This is a genomic window from Hyphomicrobium sp. MC1 (assembly GCF_000253295.1).
Classification (GTDB): Bacteria; Pseudomonadota; Alphaproteobacteria; order Rhizobiales; family Hyphomicrobiaceae; genus Hyphomicrobium_B.
Genome location: NC_015717.1, coordinates 613,977 through 628,671 on the forward strand (window position 1 = coordinate 613,977; position 14,695 = coordinate 628,671).

The 14,695-nt window shown below is 60.6% G+C and carries 12 protein-coding genes and 1 other RNA gene; 6 read left to right on the forward strand and 7 right to left on the reverse strand.

Annotated features, from left to right (window positions below; genetic code table 11):
• Window positions 1–69: 69 nt before the first annotated feature.
• The 7 genes from HYPMC_RS02840 to HYPMC_RS02875 all read right to left on the reverse strand — a co-directional run bounded on the left by HYPMC_RS02840 (window position 70) and on the right by HYPMC_RS02875 (window position 9,531).
• Window positions 70–705, reverse strand: coding sequence for a glutathione S-transferase family protein (locus HYPMC_RS02840; RefSeq protein WP_013946268.1), 636 nt, complete (start codon window positions 703–705; stop codon window positions 70–72).
• 30 nt (window positions 706–735) lie between these two features.
• Entirely contained in the window at window positions 736–2,367 is a 1,632-nt protein-coding gene (locus HYPMC_RS02845) for an ABC transporter ATP-binding protein (RefSeq protein WP_013946269.1), read from the reverse strand.
• On the reverse strand, window positions 2,367–3,572 hold the full coding sequence (locus tag HYPMC_RS02850) for an ABC transporter permease (protein WP_024275362.1): 1,206 nt from the start codon (window positions 3,570–3,572) through the stop codon (window positions 2,367–2,369). The genes HYPMC_RS02845 and HYPMC_RS02850 overlap by 1 nt, the downstream gene beginning before the upstream one ends.
• A 2-nt stretch (window positions 3,573–3,574) precedes the next feature.
• Window positions 3,575–4,696: a microcin C ABC transporter permease YejB gene (locus HYPMC_RS02855; protein WP_013946271.1), complete on the reverse strand. Its 1,122-nt coding sequence runs from the start codon at window positions 4,694–4,696 to the stop codon at window positions 3,575–3,577.
• Window positions 4,696–6,630 (reverse strand): extracellular solute-binding protein, encoded by a 1,935-nt coding sequence (locus tag HYPMC_RS02860; protein WP_013946272.1) that lies wholly within the window; start codon window positions 6,628–6,630, stop codon window positions 4,696–4,698. The genes HYPMC_RS02855 and HYPMC_RS02860 overlap by 1 nt, the downstream gene beginning before the upstream one ends.
• Complete coding sequence (locus HYPMC_RS02865; protein WP_013946273.1) at window positions 6,627–8,807, reverse strand: extracellular solute-binding protein; 2,181 nt, start codon at window positions 8,805–8,807, stop codon at window positions 6,627–6,629. Before HYPMC_RS02865 ends, HYPMC_RS02860 begins: the two co-directional genes overlap by 4 nt.
• 154 nt (window positions 8,808–8,961) lie before the next feature.
• Window positions 8,962–9,531: a cytochrome c family protein gene (locus HYPMC_RS02875; protein ID WP_013946274.1), complete on the reverse strand. Its 570-nt coding sequence runs from the start codon at window positions 9,529–9,531 to the stop codon at window positions 8,962–8,964.
• A gap of 166 nt (window positions 9,532–9,697) precedes the next feature.
• Between HYPMC_RS02875 and HYPMC_RS02880 the strand changes: the two genes are divergently transcribed.
• The 6 genes from HYPMC_RS02880 (at window position 9,698) to recR (ending at window position 14,683) form a co-directional block, all read left to right on the forward strand.
• On the forward strand, window positions 9,698–10,432 hold the full coding sequence (locus HYPMC_RS02880; protein WP_013946275.1) for a 3-deoxy-manno-octulosonate cytidylyltransferase: 735 nt from the start codon (window positions 9,698–9,700) through the stop codon (window positions 10,430–10,432).
• A 28-nt stretch (window positions 10,433–10,460) separates the two neighbouring features.
• The gene (locus tag HYPMC_RS02885) at window positions 10,461–11,372 is read left to right on the forward strand and encodes a prephenate dehydratase (protein WP_013946276.1); all 912 of its coding nucleotides are present in this window, start codon (window positions 10,461–10,463) and stop codon (window positions 11,370–11,372) included.
• Between the two features lie 118 nt (window positions 11,373–11,490).
• Window positions 11,491–11,586, forward strand: an RNA gene (ffs, locus tag HYPMC_RS23540) — signal recognition particle sRNA small type.
• Window positions 11,587–11,704: 118 nt separating this feature from the next.
• Complete coding sequence (locus HYPMC_RS02890) at window positions 11,705–13,543, forward strand: DNA polymerase III subunit gamma/tau (protein ID WP_013946277.1); 1,839 nt, start codon at window positions 11,705–11,707, stop codon at window positions 13,541–13,543.
• 39 nt (window positions 13,544–13,582) lie between these two features.
• On the forward strand, window positions 13,583–13,903 hold the full coding sequence (locus tag HYPMC_RS02895) for a YbaB/EbfC family nucleoid-associated protein (RefSeq protein ID WP_013946278.1): 321 nt from the start codon (window positions 13,583–13,585) through the stop codon (window positions 13,901–13,903).
• A gap of 174 nt (window positions 13,904–14,077) precedes the next feature.
• Window positions 14,078–14,683 (forward strand): recombination mediator RecR, encoded by a 606-nt coding sequence (gene recR, locus HYPMC_RS02900; RefSeq protein WP_041300640.1) that lies wholly within the window; start codon window positions 14,078–14,080, stop codon window positions 14,681–14,683.
• Window positions 14,684–14,695 lie beyond the last annotated feature (12 nt).

Genomic DNA, 14,695 nt, shown 5'->3' on the forward strand with positions numbered 1-14,695 from the left:
TCGCGTCAGCGATTCGGAGGATCACCAGAATAACCGATCTTCCGGGTACGGAAAGGCGACCGATGCCGTTCAGCAGGACCGCTCGCGAACGAGCGCATCGTCCTTGGCGGCGGCGGTTTTGAATGCCGGGCGGCTCGTCATGCGTTCGATATAGCTGGAAAATTCCGGCCGATCGGGAAGCATCTTGAAGAGCGTCAGAAACCGGACCGCCGATCCGATCACAACATCGGCTGCGGAGAAGCGATCTCCGAGAATGTAGGGGCCGTTGCGCACGGCGCTGACAAGCGCGTTTACGGTATCGTCGTAGCTACCATAGCAGAGCGAGGACGACGGCAAGCCCGGCGGCAGCTTGCGTGCTTTGTCCATGACGGCTGGCTCGATGGCGCCGTGGTTGAAGACGATCCAGCGCAGGTAGGTGCCGCGCGTCGGATCCTTCACGTCAGGTGCGAGCTTTGCCTCGGGAAACAGATCTGCAAGAAAAATTGCGATTGCGCCGACCTCGGTGATCGGCGTGCCATCCGCGGTCACGGTAGGCAGTTTGCCCATCGGATTGATGGCGAGGAACGCGGGCGATTTGTGCTCGCCGGCCTTCATGTCGAGAATTTTCAGTTCGTGCGGCGGCGCGCCCAATTCTTCGAACAGCCAGCGGATGGTGAATGAGCGGGTGTTTGGCGCGTGATAGTGGACGAGCTTCGGCGTTGCCATCGGCGACCTCCCAGTCAGCTCGCCAGCCTGTCAGCTCGCAAGCGCCCCCTTGTATGCCACCTTGATGTCGAAGGCTGCCGCGAGCAGCGCCTTGGTATATTCGTCTTGCGGCTTTTCGAAGATATCGCGCGCGGGGCCTTCTTCGACGACTTTGCCGTTCTTCATGACAATGACGTAGTTGCAAAGCGCGCGCACGACTTTGAGGTCGTGGCTGATGAAGAGATAGGCGAGACCGTGGTTCGCTTGCAGCTTGCGCAGAAGATCGACGATCTGGGCCTGAACGCTCATGTCGAGAGCGCTTGTCGGCTCGTCGAGCATGACGAACTTCGGCTGCAAGACCATGGCGCGGGCAATCGCGATGCGCTGGCGCTGGCCGCCGGAGAACTCATGCGGATAGCGATCCTGCGACGCTGGATCGAGTCCGACTTCCTTCAGTTCCGCGCCGACGCGTTCGCGCCGCTGCTCTTCGTCGAGTTCGGGATTCTGGATCAGAAGCCCTTCCTCGATGATCTGGCCGACCGTCAACCGTGGCGAGAGCGAGCCGTAAGGGTCCTGGAAGACGATCTGCATTTCCTTGCGCAGCGGGCGCATCTGCTTGTTCGTCAGCGCGTCGATGCGTTTGCCGACGTAGGCGATGGGACCTTGCGATGAAATGAGCCGCAGGATAGCAAGGCCGAGGGTGGTTTTGCCGGAGCCGGATTCACCGACGACGCCGAGCGTCTCGCCGGCGCGAAGTTTCATCGACAGACCGTCGACCGCTTTTACGTAATCGACGGTTCGCTGCAACAGGCCCTTCTTGATCGGGAACCAGACTTTCAGATCGTCCGTCTCGACGACGACGGGACGCGTCGGGTCGGCGGCGGGCGGCATGCCTTTCGGCTCGGCATCGAGAAGATGGCGCGTGTAGGCGTGCTTGGGTGCGGTGAAGATCTGTTCGGCGTCGCCGGTCTCGACGATGTCGCCGTTGCGCATGACGTAGACGCGTTCGGCCATGCGGCGCACGATGCCGAGATCGTGGGTGATGAGCAGCATGGCCATGCCCATCTCTTTCTGAAGCGACTTCAGAAGCTCCAGAATTTGCGCCTGAATGGTGACGTCGAGTGCGGTAGTCGGCTCGTCGGCGATCAATAGGTCAGGTTTGTTAGCGAGCGCAATAGCGATCATCACGCGCTGGCGCTGGCCACCAGAGAGCTCATGCGGATAGGCGCCGAGGCGCTTCTCCGGATCGCGGATGCCAACCTTCGTCAGAAGCTCGATGACGCGCTCGCGCGTTTTGGCTTCGGGCAGCATTTGGTGCAGCTTGATGATTTCGCCGACCTGCTTCTCGATGGTGTGAAGCGGGTTGAGCGATGTCATCGGCTCTTGGAAAATGATCGAGATGCGGCGGCCGCGGATTTCGCGAAGGTCATTGCCAGACATTTTCAGGATGTCGGTGCCGCCGAACAAAATCTCGCCGGTCGGATGCGAGGCGGAGTTCGGCAACAGGCGCAAGATCGACATTGCGGAGACGGTCTTGCCGGAGCCGGACTCGCCGACGAGCGCGACGGTTTCGCCCTTGTTGATGTGGAACGAGACGCCGTTGACGACCTGCACGAGGTCTTTTCCTTCGCCAAAAGCGACGGAGAGATTGCGCACGTCAACGAGAGGAACGGGATTTGCCATCAGCTTTTGGCCCTGAACGATTTGCGCGGATCGAGGGCGTCACGCACGGCTTCGCCGATGAAGATCGCGAGCGAGAGGATGATCGACACGGCAATGAAGCCCGAGATACCGAGCCATGGCGCTTCGAGGTGCTTCTTGCCCTGCAGGAGCAGTTCGCCGAGCGAGGGCGAACCCGGCGGCATGCCGAGGCCGAGGAAGTCGAGCGCGGTCAACGCTGCGATGCCGCCCGACAGCTTGAAGGGCAGGAACGTCAGCGTCGCGACCATGGCGTTCGGCAGCAGATGCTTGAACATGATCTGCCAGTCGGACAGACCGAGCGCGCGTGCGGCGCGAACGTATTCGAGGTTGCGGCCGCGGAGGAATTCCGCCCGGACGAGTCCGACGAGGGATGTCCAGGAGAAGATCATCAGAATGCCGAGCAGCGTCCAGAAACCGGGCACGAATAGCGACGACAGGATCAGCAACACGAACAGCTCGGGGATCGAGTTCCAGATCTCGAGCAGGCGCTGGAAAATGAGATCGACGCGGCCGCCGAAATAGCCTTGCACCGCACCGGCCACGATGCCGACGGCGGACGAGACGATCGTCAGGATCAGGCCGAAGAGAACGGATATTCGGAAACCGTAGATGATGCGGGCGACGACGTCGCGGCCCTGATCGTCGAGGCCGAGCCAGTTGGTGTTGCCCCACTCGTTATAGCGGGCGAGCTGGTCGGCCGGCGCCGGGCACAGCTTCAGCGACGAGGACCACGGCGGCGGCGCTGGATAACCGAGGCAGACGCCGTTGTCGCCGATGCGGCCGGGATAGTCCTTGTTGATGGTCGAATACGAATAGCGGATCGGCGGCCACAGCATCCAGCCGTTGGCGTTGATCTCGTTCTGGATATCGGGCGTGCGATAATCGGTGATGGCGAGGAAGCCGCCAAATTTGTCTTCCGGATAGTCGACGAGCACGGGGAACAGGATTTCGCCTTTGTAGCTGACGATCAGCGGGCGGTCGTTGGCGACGAACTCAGCGAACAGCGAGACGACGAACAGGATCGAGAAGACGACAAATGAGCGATAGCCAACTTTGTGCGCCTTGAAGCGTTCCCAGCGGCGTCGGTTGACGGGCGACAGCCGGAAGAGGCGTCGCCACCGGGACTTCTTGGCCTTCGCGGCGGGTACTGCGACTGTCTCGGGAGCGTTGTCGGCGCGCTGGTCCATCGTCATACCTCGCGCGATTCAAAGTCGATGCGCGGATCGACGAGCGTGTAGACGAAGTCCGACAGGATGCCGACCAGCAGGCCGACGAGCGAGAAGATGTAGAGCGAGGCGAACACGACCGGATAGTCGCGCTTTTCGATGCTTTCGAACGACAAGAGGCCAAGGCCGTCCAGCGAGAAGATCGTTTCGATCAGCAGTGCGCCGGAGAAGAAGGCGCTGATGAAGGCCGACGGGAAGCCCGAGATGACGAGCAGCATGGCGTTGCGGAAGACGTGGCCGTAGAGCACCTGGTTTTCGGTGAGGCCTTTGGCGCGCGCGGCGACGACGTATTGCTTGCGGATTTCATCCAGGAACGAGTTTTTCGTCAGGAACGTCATAGCGGTGAACGAGCCGACCGCCATCGCGATCATCGGCAGCACGAGGTGCCAGAGATAGTCGGTTATCTTTCCGAAGACCGAGAGCTGATCCCAGTTGTCGGAGAAGAGACCGCGTGAGGGGAACCACTGGAAGAACGACGAGCCCGCGAACAGGATCAGCAACAGAACAGCGAACAGGAAGCCCGGGATCGCGTAGCCGACGACGAGAACGGCGCTCGACCAGGTATCGAAGGGTTCTCCGTCTTTCACGGCCTTGCGGATGCCGAGTGGAATGGAAATCAGGTACGTCAGCAGCGTCATCCAGATGCCGAGCGAAACGGAGACAGGCAGCTTCTCCTTGATGAGTTCAAGCACCGAGACGTCGCGGAAGTAGCTCTTGCCGAAATTAAAGGTCAGGAAGTTCTTCATCATCAGGTAAAAGCGCTCGGGCGCCGGCTTGTCGAAGCCGAACTGCTTTTCGAGGCTCTTGATGAACGCGGGGTCGAGGCCTTGCGCGCCGCGATATTTCGAGGTGATGGAGTCGCCACCGCCGACGCCAAGCTGGCTGTTCATGCCACCGCCGCCGAGCGTATCGCCGCCGCCACCGCCCATGCGGCTGACGATGGACGAGGATTGGCCCATCAGCTGCGCAATCATGCGTTCAACCGGTCCGCCAGGCGCGAACTGGATGATGATGAACGAAAACAGCATGATCCCGAACAACGTCGGGATCACCAGGAGCAAGCGCTTTAAAAGATAAACGGCCATCACTGCTTCACTGGTTGTTGCGTGGAGTTCGGCGTCGTTTGCGACGCTTTTTGCGGCTCAGGCTTGCCCGAATTGAGGTCGGCGGCCTTCTTGGCATCGAACCACCAGGTATCCAGAACGCCGCTATCATACTTCGGCTGGACGGCTGGATGCGAGAACTTGTTCCAATAGGCGACCGAATAGAACGGCTTGTACCAGTGCGGCACCCAATAATGGCCGGCGCGTAGAACGCGGTCGAGGGCGTGCGTGGCCGTGGTCAGCTCAGCGCGGGATTTGGCGGCGATGACCTTATCGGTCAGGGCATCGACGACGGGATCGCAGATGCCTGCGAGATTGAACGAGCCTTGTGCCTTGGCCGCCTCACAGGAGAGGAAGGCGCGCATATCGACGCCCGGCGTCAGGCCGAGCGAGAAGCGCTGCGTCGTGACGTCGAAATCGAACGACTTCAGGCGCTGCTGATATTGCGCCGGATCGACGAGACGCCAGTTGGCGTCGACGCCGATGCGCTTGAGATTCTCGACATAGGGAAGCGTGATGCGCTCGAACTGCGCTTCGAAATCGAGGAACTCGATGCTTAACTGCTCGCCCTTGGCGTTGCGCAGCTTGCCTTCGGCGTCGGGCTTCCAACCGGCGCTGATGAGCAGATCGCGCGCTTTCTTGAGGTTGGCGCGGTTGTTGCCGCTGCCGTCGGTGACGGGCGGCGTATAGGGCTCGCCGAAGACTTCCGGAGGCAGCTTGTCCTTATAAGGATCGAGCAGGGCGAGTTCTTGCGGCGAGGGCAGGCCCTCGGCCTTCATGTCGGAATTTTCGAAGTAGCTCGTCGTGCGGCTGTACAGGCCGTAAAACAGCTTCTTGTTCGACCATTCGAAATCGAAGACGAGATCGAGCGCGGCGCGTACGCGCGGATCTTTGAATTTATCGCGACGGGTATTGATGAAGTAGCCCTGCGCGCCGGACGGGCGGCGGTCGGGCAAAAGCGCTTTGATGAGACGACCGTCGCGAACGGCTGGAATGTCGTACTGCGTCGCCCAGGCGAGGCTTGAGAATTCCTCGCGGAAGTCGAAGTTGCCGGATTTGAGCGTTTCGAGTTCGATGGTGCGGTCGCGATAATAGTCAAGGCGAACTTCGTCGAAGTTGAAGCGGCCCTTGTTTACCGGCAAATCTTTCGCCCAGTAGTCGTTGCGGCGTTCGTATGTGATCGAGCTGCCGGAGTTGAACGTCTTGATGCGATAAGGGCCTGAGCCGAGCGGCGGCTTCAACGACGTTTCATCATAGGGATTCGCCGTGTAGTAGGCTTTCGACAGCACCGGGAGCTGAGCGATCAGGATCGGCAGATCACGCACAAGTTTGCCCTGGAAGGTGTAGCGCACCGTCTCAGGATCGAGCGCCTCGGCTTTCACGACGTCGTGCAAGGGCTGCGAATATTGCGGGCGCGTCGCCATGCTTTTCAGAAGGCTAAGCGTATAGACGAGATCGTCGGCGGTGATCTGGGTGCCGTCTGAAAACTTTGCCTCGAGACGAAGTTTGAACGTCACCGACATGCGGTCGGGTGCGACGTCGGCCGATTGGGCAACGAGGCCATAGACGGCGTCAGGTTCATCCTGCGCGCGGACCATCAAGCTGTCGAACAGCAGGTCGAGGTCCTGGGCGGCGTCGCCTTTGACGATGAACTGGTTGAAGCTGTCGAACGTATTTACGTCGCCCGTTCCCATTGTCACGATGCGGCCGCCCTTTGGCGCATCGGGATTGACGTAGTCGAAGTGCTTGAAGTCGGGCGGGTATTTCAGTTCGCCGAAGATCGAGAGACCATGGCGGGGCTCAGCCTGCGCCAGGCCGCCGTCGGGCATGGAAAACAGCAATGCCAGCGCGGCCAGAAAAGAGAGCTTCGCTCCGGCCGCCGCACGTGATCGGGTGGGTCGTTCCAACAGGGTCACTTTCCCTTCGCTGCCTGGACGGCTTTCGCCTTGTCCGCGTCGTACCACCAGACCTGAGTCAGAGCGGCGCCTTGTGACGGCAGTTTGTCCGGACGGCCGAAAACATCCCAGTAGGCAAGCCGGTCGTAGGGGTAATACCAGTGCGGGACGACGTAGTAGTTCCACAAGAGAACCCGGTCGAGCGCATGGGTTGCGGCAACGAGGTCGGCGCGATCTTTCGAGAATACGATCTTGTCGATCAGGTGGTCGATCGCGGGGTTCTTGATGCCAATGGTGTTGCGGCTGCCGGGCTTGTCGGCGGCGGCAGAGCCCCAGAAATCGCGCTGCTCGTTGCCTGGTGAATTCGACTGGGCGAAGCTGTCGACGATGATATCGAAGTCGCGGTTGTCCTCGCGCTGTTTGTACTGTGCGTCGTCGACGTTTCGCACCGTCGCCTTGATGCCCATGGCTTCGAGGTTTTGCACGTAGGGTAGAATGATGCGCTCGAACGTGTCGCCGTTGATCAGGAATTCGACCGTCATCTGGTCGCCCCTGTCATTGCGCAGGACGCGCGCGGTCGAGCCCGATGATAGCCCAATCGTCTGCATCGCCTTGCACCAGAAGCCGCAATGCGGATCGTTGACGGTTTCGCTGCGGATCTTCCAGCCGGCGTCCTCGAACAGTTTCAGCGCTTCCTGCTGGTGCTTGCGGAAGTCGCCTTCCTGGGCGTTGACCGGGTTTTCGTAGGTCGCCGTAAAGACTTCCGGCGGCACTTCGGATTTGATCTCGTTCAGGATCTCAAGCTCGCGGCCTTGCGGCAGGCCCGTCGCCTGGAGGTCTGAATTTTCGAAGTAGCTGCCGACGCGCTTATAGAGATTGTAGAACAGCTTCTTGTTCGTCTCTTCGAAATTGAAGAGCAGGTTGAAAGCGTGGCGGACGCGCGGGTCCTGGAACTGCGGGCGGCGAATGTTGAATACGAACGCCTGCATCGGCGCCACGCGCTTCACCGGAATGGCTTCTTTCTTCACCAGGCCTTTTTTCAAAGCGTCGAAATTGTACTGCGTCGCCCAGGCGTCGGCGCGGTTCTCGGACCAGACGTCGATGTTGCCGATCTTGAAATCTTCAAATGCGGGCGTGCGGTCGCGATAGTAGGTGAATTCGAGCGTGTCGAAGTTCATCTGGCCTTTCAACACAGGCAGATCCTTCGCCCAGTAGTCGGGCACGCGCTCGTAGGTGATCTTGCGGCCGGTATCGACCGACTTGATTTTGTAGGCGCCGTTGCCGAGGGGGGCTTCGACCGTCGTGGCCGCGAGGTTGCGCTGGGAGCCATCGGCGTTCTTGCCGGTCCAGTAGGCCTTGGAGACGACATTCAGCTCACCGACGATCATCGGCAGCTCGCGGTTGCCGGTCTTGTCGAAGGTGAATTTCACCTCGTGGTCGCCGGTCTTCTCGGCCTTGACGACGTTCTTGTAGTAGAAGGCGTAGAACGGATTGACGTTCTTGAACTGCTCGAACGAGAAGATGACGTCTTCCGGCGTGATCGGCGAGCCGTCGTGGAATTTCGCTTCGGGGCGCAGCTTGAACGTGACGGACGAATAATCGGCCGGGTAGGAGGCGCACTCGGCGATCAGGCCGTATTGGGTCGAGGGTTCATCAGGGCTCGGCGTAAACAGACTGTCGAAAATCAGACCCAAGCCCGCGGCCTTGACGCCCTTGTCGGAAAATGGGTTCAGCGTGTCGAAGGTGCCATCCGCCCACTGACGGACCGTGCCGCCCTTCGGCGCGTTCGGATTGACCCAATCGAAATTCTTGAAGTCGGGTCCGTATTTCGGTTCGCCGACGAGGGACAGCGCGTGATGGCATTGGACGTCAGCGGCCGTGGCCGTTGAGGCAGCACCGGCAGGAGCGGCGTCGGAGGGGTTCGGCGGCGATACCGGCGTGGTTGCGGCTTCAGCGGGTTTCGGCGCTTCAGCGGGTGCAGCGGCTTCCGAAGGCTTGACGGGTTCATCGGCTTTTGGCGCATCGACCGGCTTCGGTGCGTCGTCGGTCTTGGGAGCTTCGGCGGGCTTTGGAGCGTCTGCGGATTGCGCGGCTGCGGCGGGCGGCGTCGCGGCGTCTTGCGCTTTTGCAGGGTTCGGGAGCGAAAAACTCATGAACGCCAGCGCGGCAAGGATAAACGGCGTCAGGCGCATCTGCATATTCGACTTCGTCCCTTTCAAATTGTCACATTCCGGGGCCAGCTTAACACAGCCCCGGGCAGCGGGGACAAGTCGTGGGCCGGATACAAAAACGACCCCGCCAAAGAGCCGGCAAGGTCGCAAACTTTTGTACCCATAGCGAGTTAAAACGCCGTCATTTTGGCAGTGGAACGGGCGTATCTGCAAGGGTGGCGAGATAGGCGATGACGTCGGCTTCATCCTGCGGTGTCGGCAAGCCGTTGAACGTCATTTTTGTGCCGGGGATGAACGTCTTGGGGCTGTGAAGAAAATGCGCCAAGTCGTCGAATGACCAGTCGCCGCCTTTTTTCTCCATCGCTGCCGAATATTTAAATCCGGGATATGAGCCTTTTTTGCGATTTACCACGTCCCACAGGTTCGGGCCGACGGTCGGCGTCTGGCCTTTTTCGGATACGTGACAAGCTTGGCATCTTTTGAAAATCGTCTTGCCTTTTTCGGCGTTCGCCTTGGGCAGAAGCGCAATCACCTCTTTGCCGCTGTCTTCGGCCGGGGCAGCAGGCGCTGCTGCACCACCTGCAGGCGGGGTCGCCGTTTCAGCGGGCGCGGCGGCAGGAAGGGTGAAGCCCGGTTTCTCGGGCGTATGACCAACGGTCATCTCGATGATCGTGCGGGTTCCGAAAATCAAAAGCAGTGCAGACAGCACGGCCCCGGCAAGTTTCGTGAATTCGAAACTGTCCATCGTCATGTCTCAGCTCCTTGGACGGTCACTCCCCATGACGCGCAATTCAAGGTGACGAGATCGATTTGCGGTATATAAGCTCGGCCGCCCTGCAAGCACGTCGTCGTTTTTTGTAAGAACGTCGATAGCGGTATTGGGGCGATTTGTCACCGAACAAAAGAATTCGATCGCAGTGTCTCAACAAACGCTCATCCTCATTCCCGCCCGCATGCACGCCACCCGTCTTCCCGGAAAGCCGCTTGCGGATATTCATGGTGCGCCCATGATCGTGCACGTCTGGCGGCGGGCGATGGAGGCCGGTCTGGGGCGGGTCGTCGTCGCGACCGACAGTTCCGAAATTCTGGCGGCCGTGAAGTCGGCGGGCGGCGAAGCGGTGATGACGCGGGACGATCATGCTTCGGGTTCGGACCGGATTCACGAAGCCGTCACGACGCTCGATCCGGAGAAAAAAGCCCAGATCATCGTCAATCTGCAGGGTGATCTGCCGACGCTCGACCCCGTGCTTGTCACCGATTGCGTTGCGCCGCTTGCGAATGAGGCGACCGACATCGCGACGCTCGCGGCGGTGATTTCGGAAGACGAAGAGCGCACCAATCCGAACGTGGTCAAAGTGGTCGGCACGCCGATCGGCGAGAACCGGCTGCGGGCGCTTTACTTCACCCGAGCGACGGCGCCCCACGGCGACGGGCCGCTCTATCACCACATCGGCATCTATGCTTACCGCCGTGCCAGCCTCGAACGGTTTGTATCGCTCCCGCAAGCGACGCTGGAAAAACGGGAAAAGCTCGAGCAATTACGGGCACTTGAGGCTCAAATGCGGATCGACGTCAGCGTCGTTGACACGGTTCCACTCGGTGTCGATACTCCCGCCGACCTTGAGCGCGCCCGACGCCTCATCGCGCCCTGACGTTTCTTTCCCGGACAACCGATCCACCATGACCAAAACCACAGGTTCCGAAGCCGGAGCCCTCAAAATCTCGTATCAAGGCGAGCCGGGTGCGAATTCGCATCTTGCGGCGCGCGAAGTCTATCCGGATGCCGAAAGCGTCGCCTACCCGACATTCGAGGATGCGCTCGCGGCGGTGAAGAACGGCGAAGCTGATTACGCGATGATCCCGATCGAGAATTCGGTCGCGGGGCGGGTCGCGGACATTCACCATCTGCTGCCCGACGCCGGGCTCTACATCATCGGCGAGCACTTCCTGCGCGTGCGCCATCAGCTCATGGCGAAGCCGGGCGCGAGCCTTTCGACGATCAAGCGGGTCATGAGCCATACGCAGGCGCTGGGGCAATGTCGGACGACGCTTCGCAAGCTCGGTTTGAAGCCGGTGCCGGAAGCCGATACGGCAGGTTCGGCGCGGCTCGTCTCCGAGAGCGACGATCTTTCGACGGGCGCCATCGCATCGCGTCTTGCGGCGGAAATCTACGGTCTCGAAATCATCAGGAGCGATATCGAAGACCAGTCCCACAATACGACGCGCTTCATAATCCTGGCGAAGGAGCCGGATGACGCCGAGCCCGGCAACGGCCCGGTGATGACGACTTTCCTGTTCCGGGTGCGAAACGTGCCGGCGGCGCTCTACAAGGCGCTCGGCGGGTTCGCGACCAACGGCGTCAACATGACGAAGCTGGAGAGCTATCAGGAGGAGGGGACGTTCAACGCCTCCCGCTTCTTCGCCGATATCGAAGGTCATCCGGTCGACCGGCCTGTGCAACTTGCGCTTGAGGAATTGTCGTTCTTCTCGACGCAGACGCAGATCCTCGGCACCTATCCGGCGAGCCCCTACCGCAAGGAGGCGGCGGAGCTTGCGGCCAACGGCCTCGTCCCGATCAAGCGCGCCGAATAGCGCCGCTGCGCCGGAAGCGAAATTCGGCCGGTAAATCCGCGGCTTGCCTTGTTGTGGAGGCTGTTAGTTTCCGGTGCAGGGAGGGTTGTACTTTTTCGCCGCCCGGCCCATTATAGGAACGGGCTGGCGGCGGACGAGTTCGTCGCCAACCGGGTCAGGTCCGGAAGGAAGCAGCCCTAACGATCAGAAATCGGGTCGTTCGCCAGCCTCTTTACTCGCTCACGAGCGCAATTCGGATCGCAAGGGCGATCCGGCGCTCTCCGCGGGGGGCGCGGCTTACCGCGGGTCGCCTTGCTCCCTCGCCCTCTGGGCGAAAGGTTGTTTCAGGGATCATGGCGAAAAAGAAATCGGAAACGTCTGACGGCGTCGAAGGTTCGGGAAGCACCGAGCCCGCGAAGCCGTATGTCGTGCTGGCGCGGAAGTATCGCCCGGCGACGTTCGATGACCTGATCGGCCAGTCGGCGATGGTGACGACGCTGCGCAACGCGTTCGCGTCCGGGCGCATCGCGCAGGGCTACATGCTGACGGGCGTGCGCGGTGTCGGCAAGACGACGACGGCGCGCATTCTCGCGCGGGCGCTCAACTACGAAGCGCCGGGCTACGACAAGCCGACCATCGACATGCCGGGTCTCGGCGTTCACTGCAAGGACATCATGGAGGGCCGTCATCCGGACGTGCTCGAAATGGACGCTGCCTCGAATACCGGTGTCGATAATATCCGCGAGATCATAGAAAGCGCGCAGTACACGCCACTCGTCGCGCGCACGAAAGTATTCCTGATCGACGAGGTTCACATGCTGTCGAAGGGCGCGTTCAACGCGCTCTTGAAGACGCTTGAAGAACCGCCATCGCATGTCCGTTTCATTTTCGCGACGACCGAAATTCGCAAAGTTCCCGTCACCGTGCTGTCGCGCTGTCAGCGCTTCGACTTGCGCCGTGTCGAGCAACCGGTGCTGGCTGAACATTTTCAGAAGATCGTCGGCCTGGAAAGTGCCGAAGCTGACGCTGATGCTTTGCAGCTTATCGCACGCGCGGCCGAAGGTTCGGTGCGCGACGGCCTTTCCATTCTCGATCAGGCGATCGCGATGGGCGAGGGGCACGTTACGGCGGCGAAGGTTCGCGACATGCTCGGCCTTGCCGATCGCGCGCGGATTTTCGATCTCGCTGAAGCGCTCTTCAAAGGCGATGTCGCGACGGCCATTCGAGGATTGGAATCGCTGCATCGTGATGGCGCGGAAGCGGCCGAGGTCGTGTCCGATCTGGCTGAAGCCGTACACGCCATAGCGCGCGTTAAAGCTGTCGGCGAAGAGCCTGCGGGCGAAGCTCTGACGGCGGAAGAAAAGGCGCGCATCGCCGGTCTCGCATCGCGTTTGTCGATGCCGTACCTGTCGCGAGCGTGGCAGATGCTGGTCAAAGGTTTCGATGAGGTTTCGCGCGCGCCCAATCCGCGTGTCGCGGCCGAGATGATTTTGATTCGGCTTGCTTACACGTCGGATCTGCCGACGCCCGACGAGTTGATCAAAGCGCTCGGCGGCGGGTCTGTTCCGGCGCGGCGTCCGGCATTGCCGGCCGGGGATGCTCCTGCCGGTCAGCGCGGTCCGCTCAATGCGCGTGTTGATGTTCCGGTCGCTGAAAACGATCAGGATGATCTCGGCGACCTCGGTGATCTGGGCGACGGCTTCGAATTCGACGACGGCGAGCCGATTGGCGATGCCGAGGGTGACGAAGTGGCTGCTCCGGCTGTCGCGGCCGGATCGATGAAGTCCGATCCGAGATCGTTTGCAGACGTCGTGGCGCTCGCAGGCGAAAAGCGCGATGCGAAGCTCAAGTGGCACCTCGAAGACCATGTCAGCCTCGTCAAGTTCGATGCGGTGGCGGGTTCGATCGATCTTTTTCTGATGCCCGAGGCGCCGCCGGAACTCGCCAACGACCTTCGGGAAAAACTCAACCTTTGGACAACGCGGCGCTGGGTCGTCGTGCTTTCGAAGGATGCCGGCGCGCCTCCTATTGGCGTCGTGCGCAGAGAGCGCGAAGCTCAGGAACTCGAATCGCTCAAAGCGCATCCGGCAGTGCGCGCGGTTCTCGAAGCTTTTCCCGATGCGAAGATCGCCGAAGTGCGGCGAATTGCAGGGCATGAGACAGATACGGACAGCGAGAGCGAAGCCGTTTAAACTTCAAGGACGAATTCGGCTCTCTGCCGCGAGGACAATATGAAAGACATTATGGGTATGATGAAGCAGGTGGGCCAGATGCAGGCGCGCCTTAAGGAAATGCAGGACGAGCTGCAAAGGGCCGAGATCGAAGGCCAGGCGGGCGGCGGTCTGGTGCATGTGACGGTCGACGGCCGCGGGGAGCTGAAAAAAGTTCGGATCGATCCGAGCTTGATGAAGCCTGATGAGGTCGAAATTCTCGAAGATCTCATCGTGGCGGCCGCGACCGATGCGAAAGCAAAGGTCGATAATGTGATGCAGGCGAAGATGGCCGAGATCACGGGCGGTCTGCCGATTCCGCCGGGCATGAAGCTTTTCTGATTTTTTTACGTCGTCCTCGAACGGCAAGCTTGCGAGCCGTTCGGGCATCCATCGCAAAACTGCCGAAGGCTCGATATTTTTTGCGTCTTCGACGACTTTTGTGCTGGATCCCGACCATCATTCGCTTCGCTCATTCGGTCGAGGATGACGAAGTAAGTTATCATGAACTGGGACATGTCTCGTAAAACCGCAGGTCCTGAAATCGAGCGGCTGGTGCAGCTCCTGGCACGCATGCCGGGGCTCGGGCCGCGTTCGGCGCGCAAGGCTGTGCTGGCGCTGCTCAAGCGGCGCAACGATCTCATGTTGCCGTTGGCGGACGCGCTTCAGCAGGCCATCGCGAAAATCACGGAATGCTCCATTTGCGGCAATCTCGATACGGTGTCGCCATGCAGCGTCTGTGCCGATCCGCGGCGTGATACGAGTCTGATCGTCGTCGTGGAAGAGGTCGGCGATCTTTGGGCGCTTGAACGGGCGAGCATCGTTTCCGCGCGCTATCATGTGCTCGGCGGACACTTATCGCCCCTCGACGGCGTCGGGCCGGAGCGGCTCAATATCGCGAACCTCGTTGCGCGGGCGCAATCGCCGGATGTGAAGGAAATTCTGCTGGCCCTGAATGCCACCGTCGAAGGCCAATCGACGGCACATTACATCTCGGATCAGCTTCAGAGTACCGACGTTACTGTTTCGCGGCTGGCGCAAGGTGTTCCCATCGGCGGTGAACTCGATTATCTCGACGACGGCACGCTGGCCGCCGCCTTCAAGGCCCGGCGGAAATTATAAGAACTCCGGGAG

Excerpts from the sequence above, each read along its gene's own strand:
- recR (WP_041300640.1), top strand. The coding sequence starts at position 14,078 with ATGTCTCGTAAAACCGCAGGTCCTGAAATCGAGCGGCTGGTGCAGCTC.
- HYPMC_RS02845 (WP_013946269.1), bottom strand. The coding sequence starts at position 2,367 with ATGGCAAATCCCGTTCCTCTCGTTGACGTGCGCAATCTCTCCGTCGCT.
- HYPMC_RS02840 (WP_013946268.1), bottom strand. The coding sequence starts at position 705 with ATGGCAACGCCGAAGCTCGTCCACTATCACGCGCCAAACACCCGCTCA.
- HYPMC_RS02865 (WP_013946273.1), bottom strand. The coding sequence starts at position 8,807 with ATGCAGATGCGCCTGACGCCGTTTATCCTTGCCGCGCTGGCGTTCATG.
- HYPMC_RS02890 (WP_013946277.1), top strand. The coding sequence starts at position 11,705 with ATGGCGAAAAAGAAATCGGAAACGTCTGACGGCGTCGAAGGTTCGGGA.
- HYPMC_RS02875 (WP_013946274.1), bottom strand. The coding sequence starts at position 9,531 with ATGACGATGGACAGTTTCGAATTCACGAAACTTGCCGGGGCCGTGCTG.
- HYPMC_RS02855 (WP_013946271.1), bottom strand. The coding sequence starts at position 4,696 with ATGGCCGTTTATCTTTTAAAGCGCTTGCTCCTGGTGATCCCGACGTTG.
- HYPMC_RS02895 (WP_013946278.1), top strand. The coding sequence starts at position 13,583 with ATGAAAGACATTATGGGTATGATGAAGCAGGTGGGCCAGATGCAGGCG.
- HYPMC_RS02885 (WP_013946276.1), top strand. The coding sequence starts at position 10,461 with ATGACCAAAACCACAGGTTCCGAAGCCGGAGCCCTCAAAATCTCGTAT.
- HYPMC_RS02850 (WP_024275362.1), bottom strand. The coding sequence starts at position 3,572 with ATGGACCAGCGCGCCGACAACGCTCCCGAGACAGTCGCAGTACCCGCC.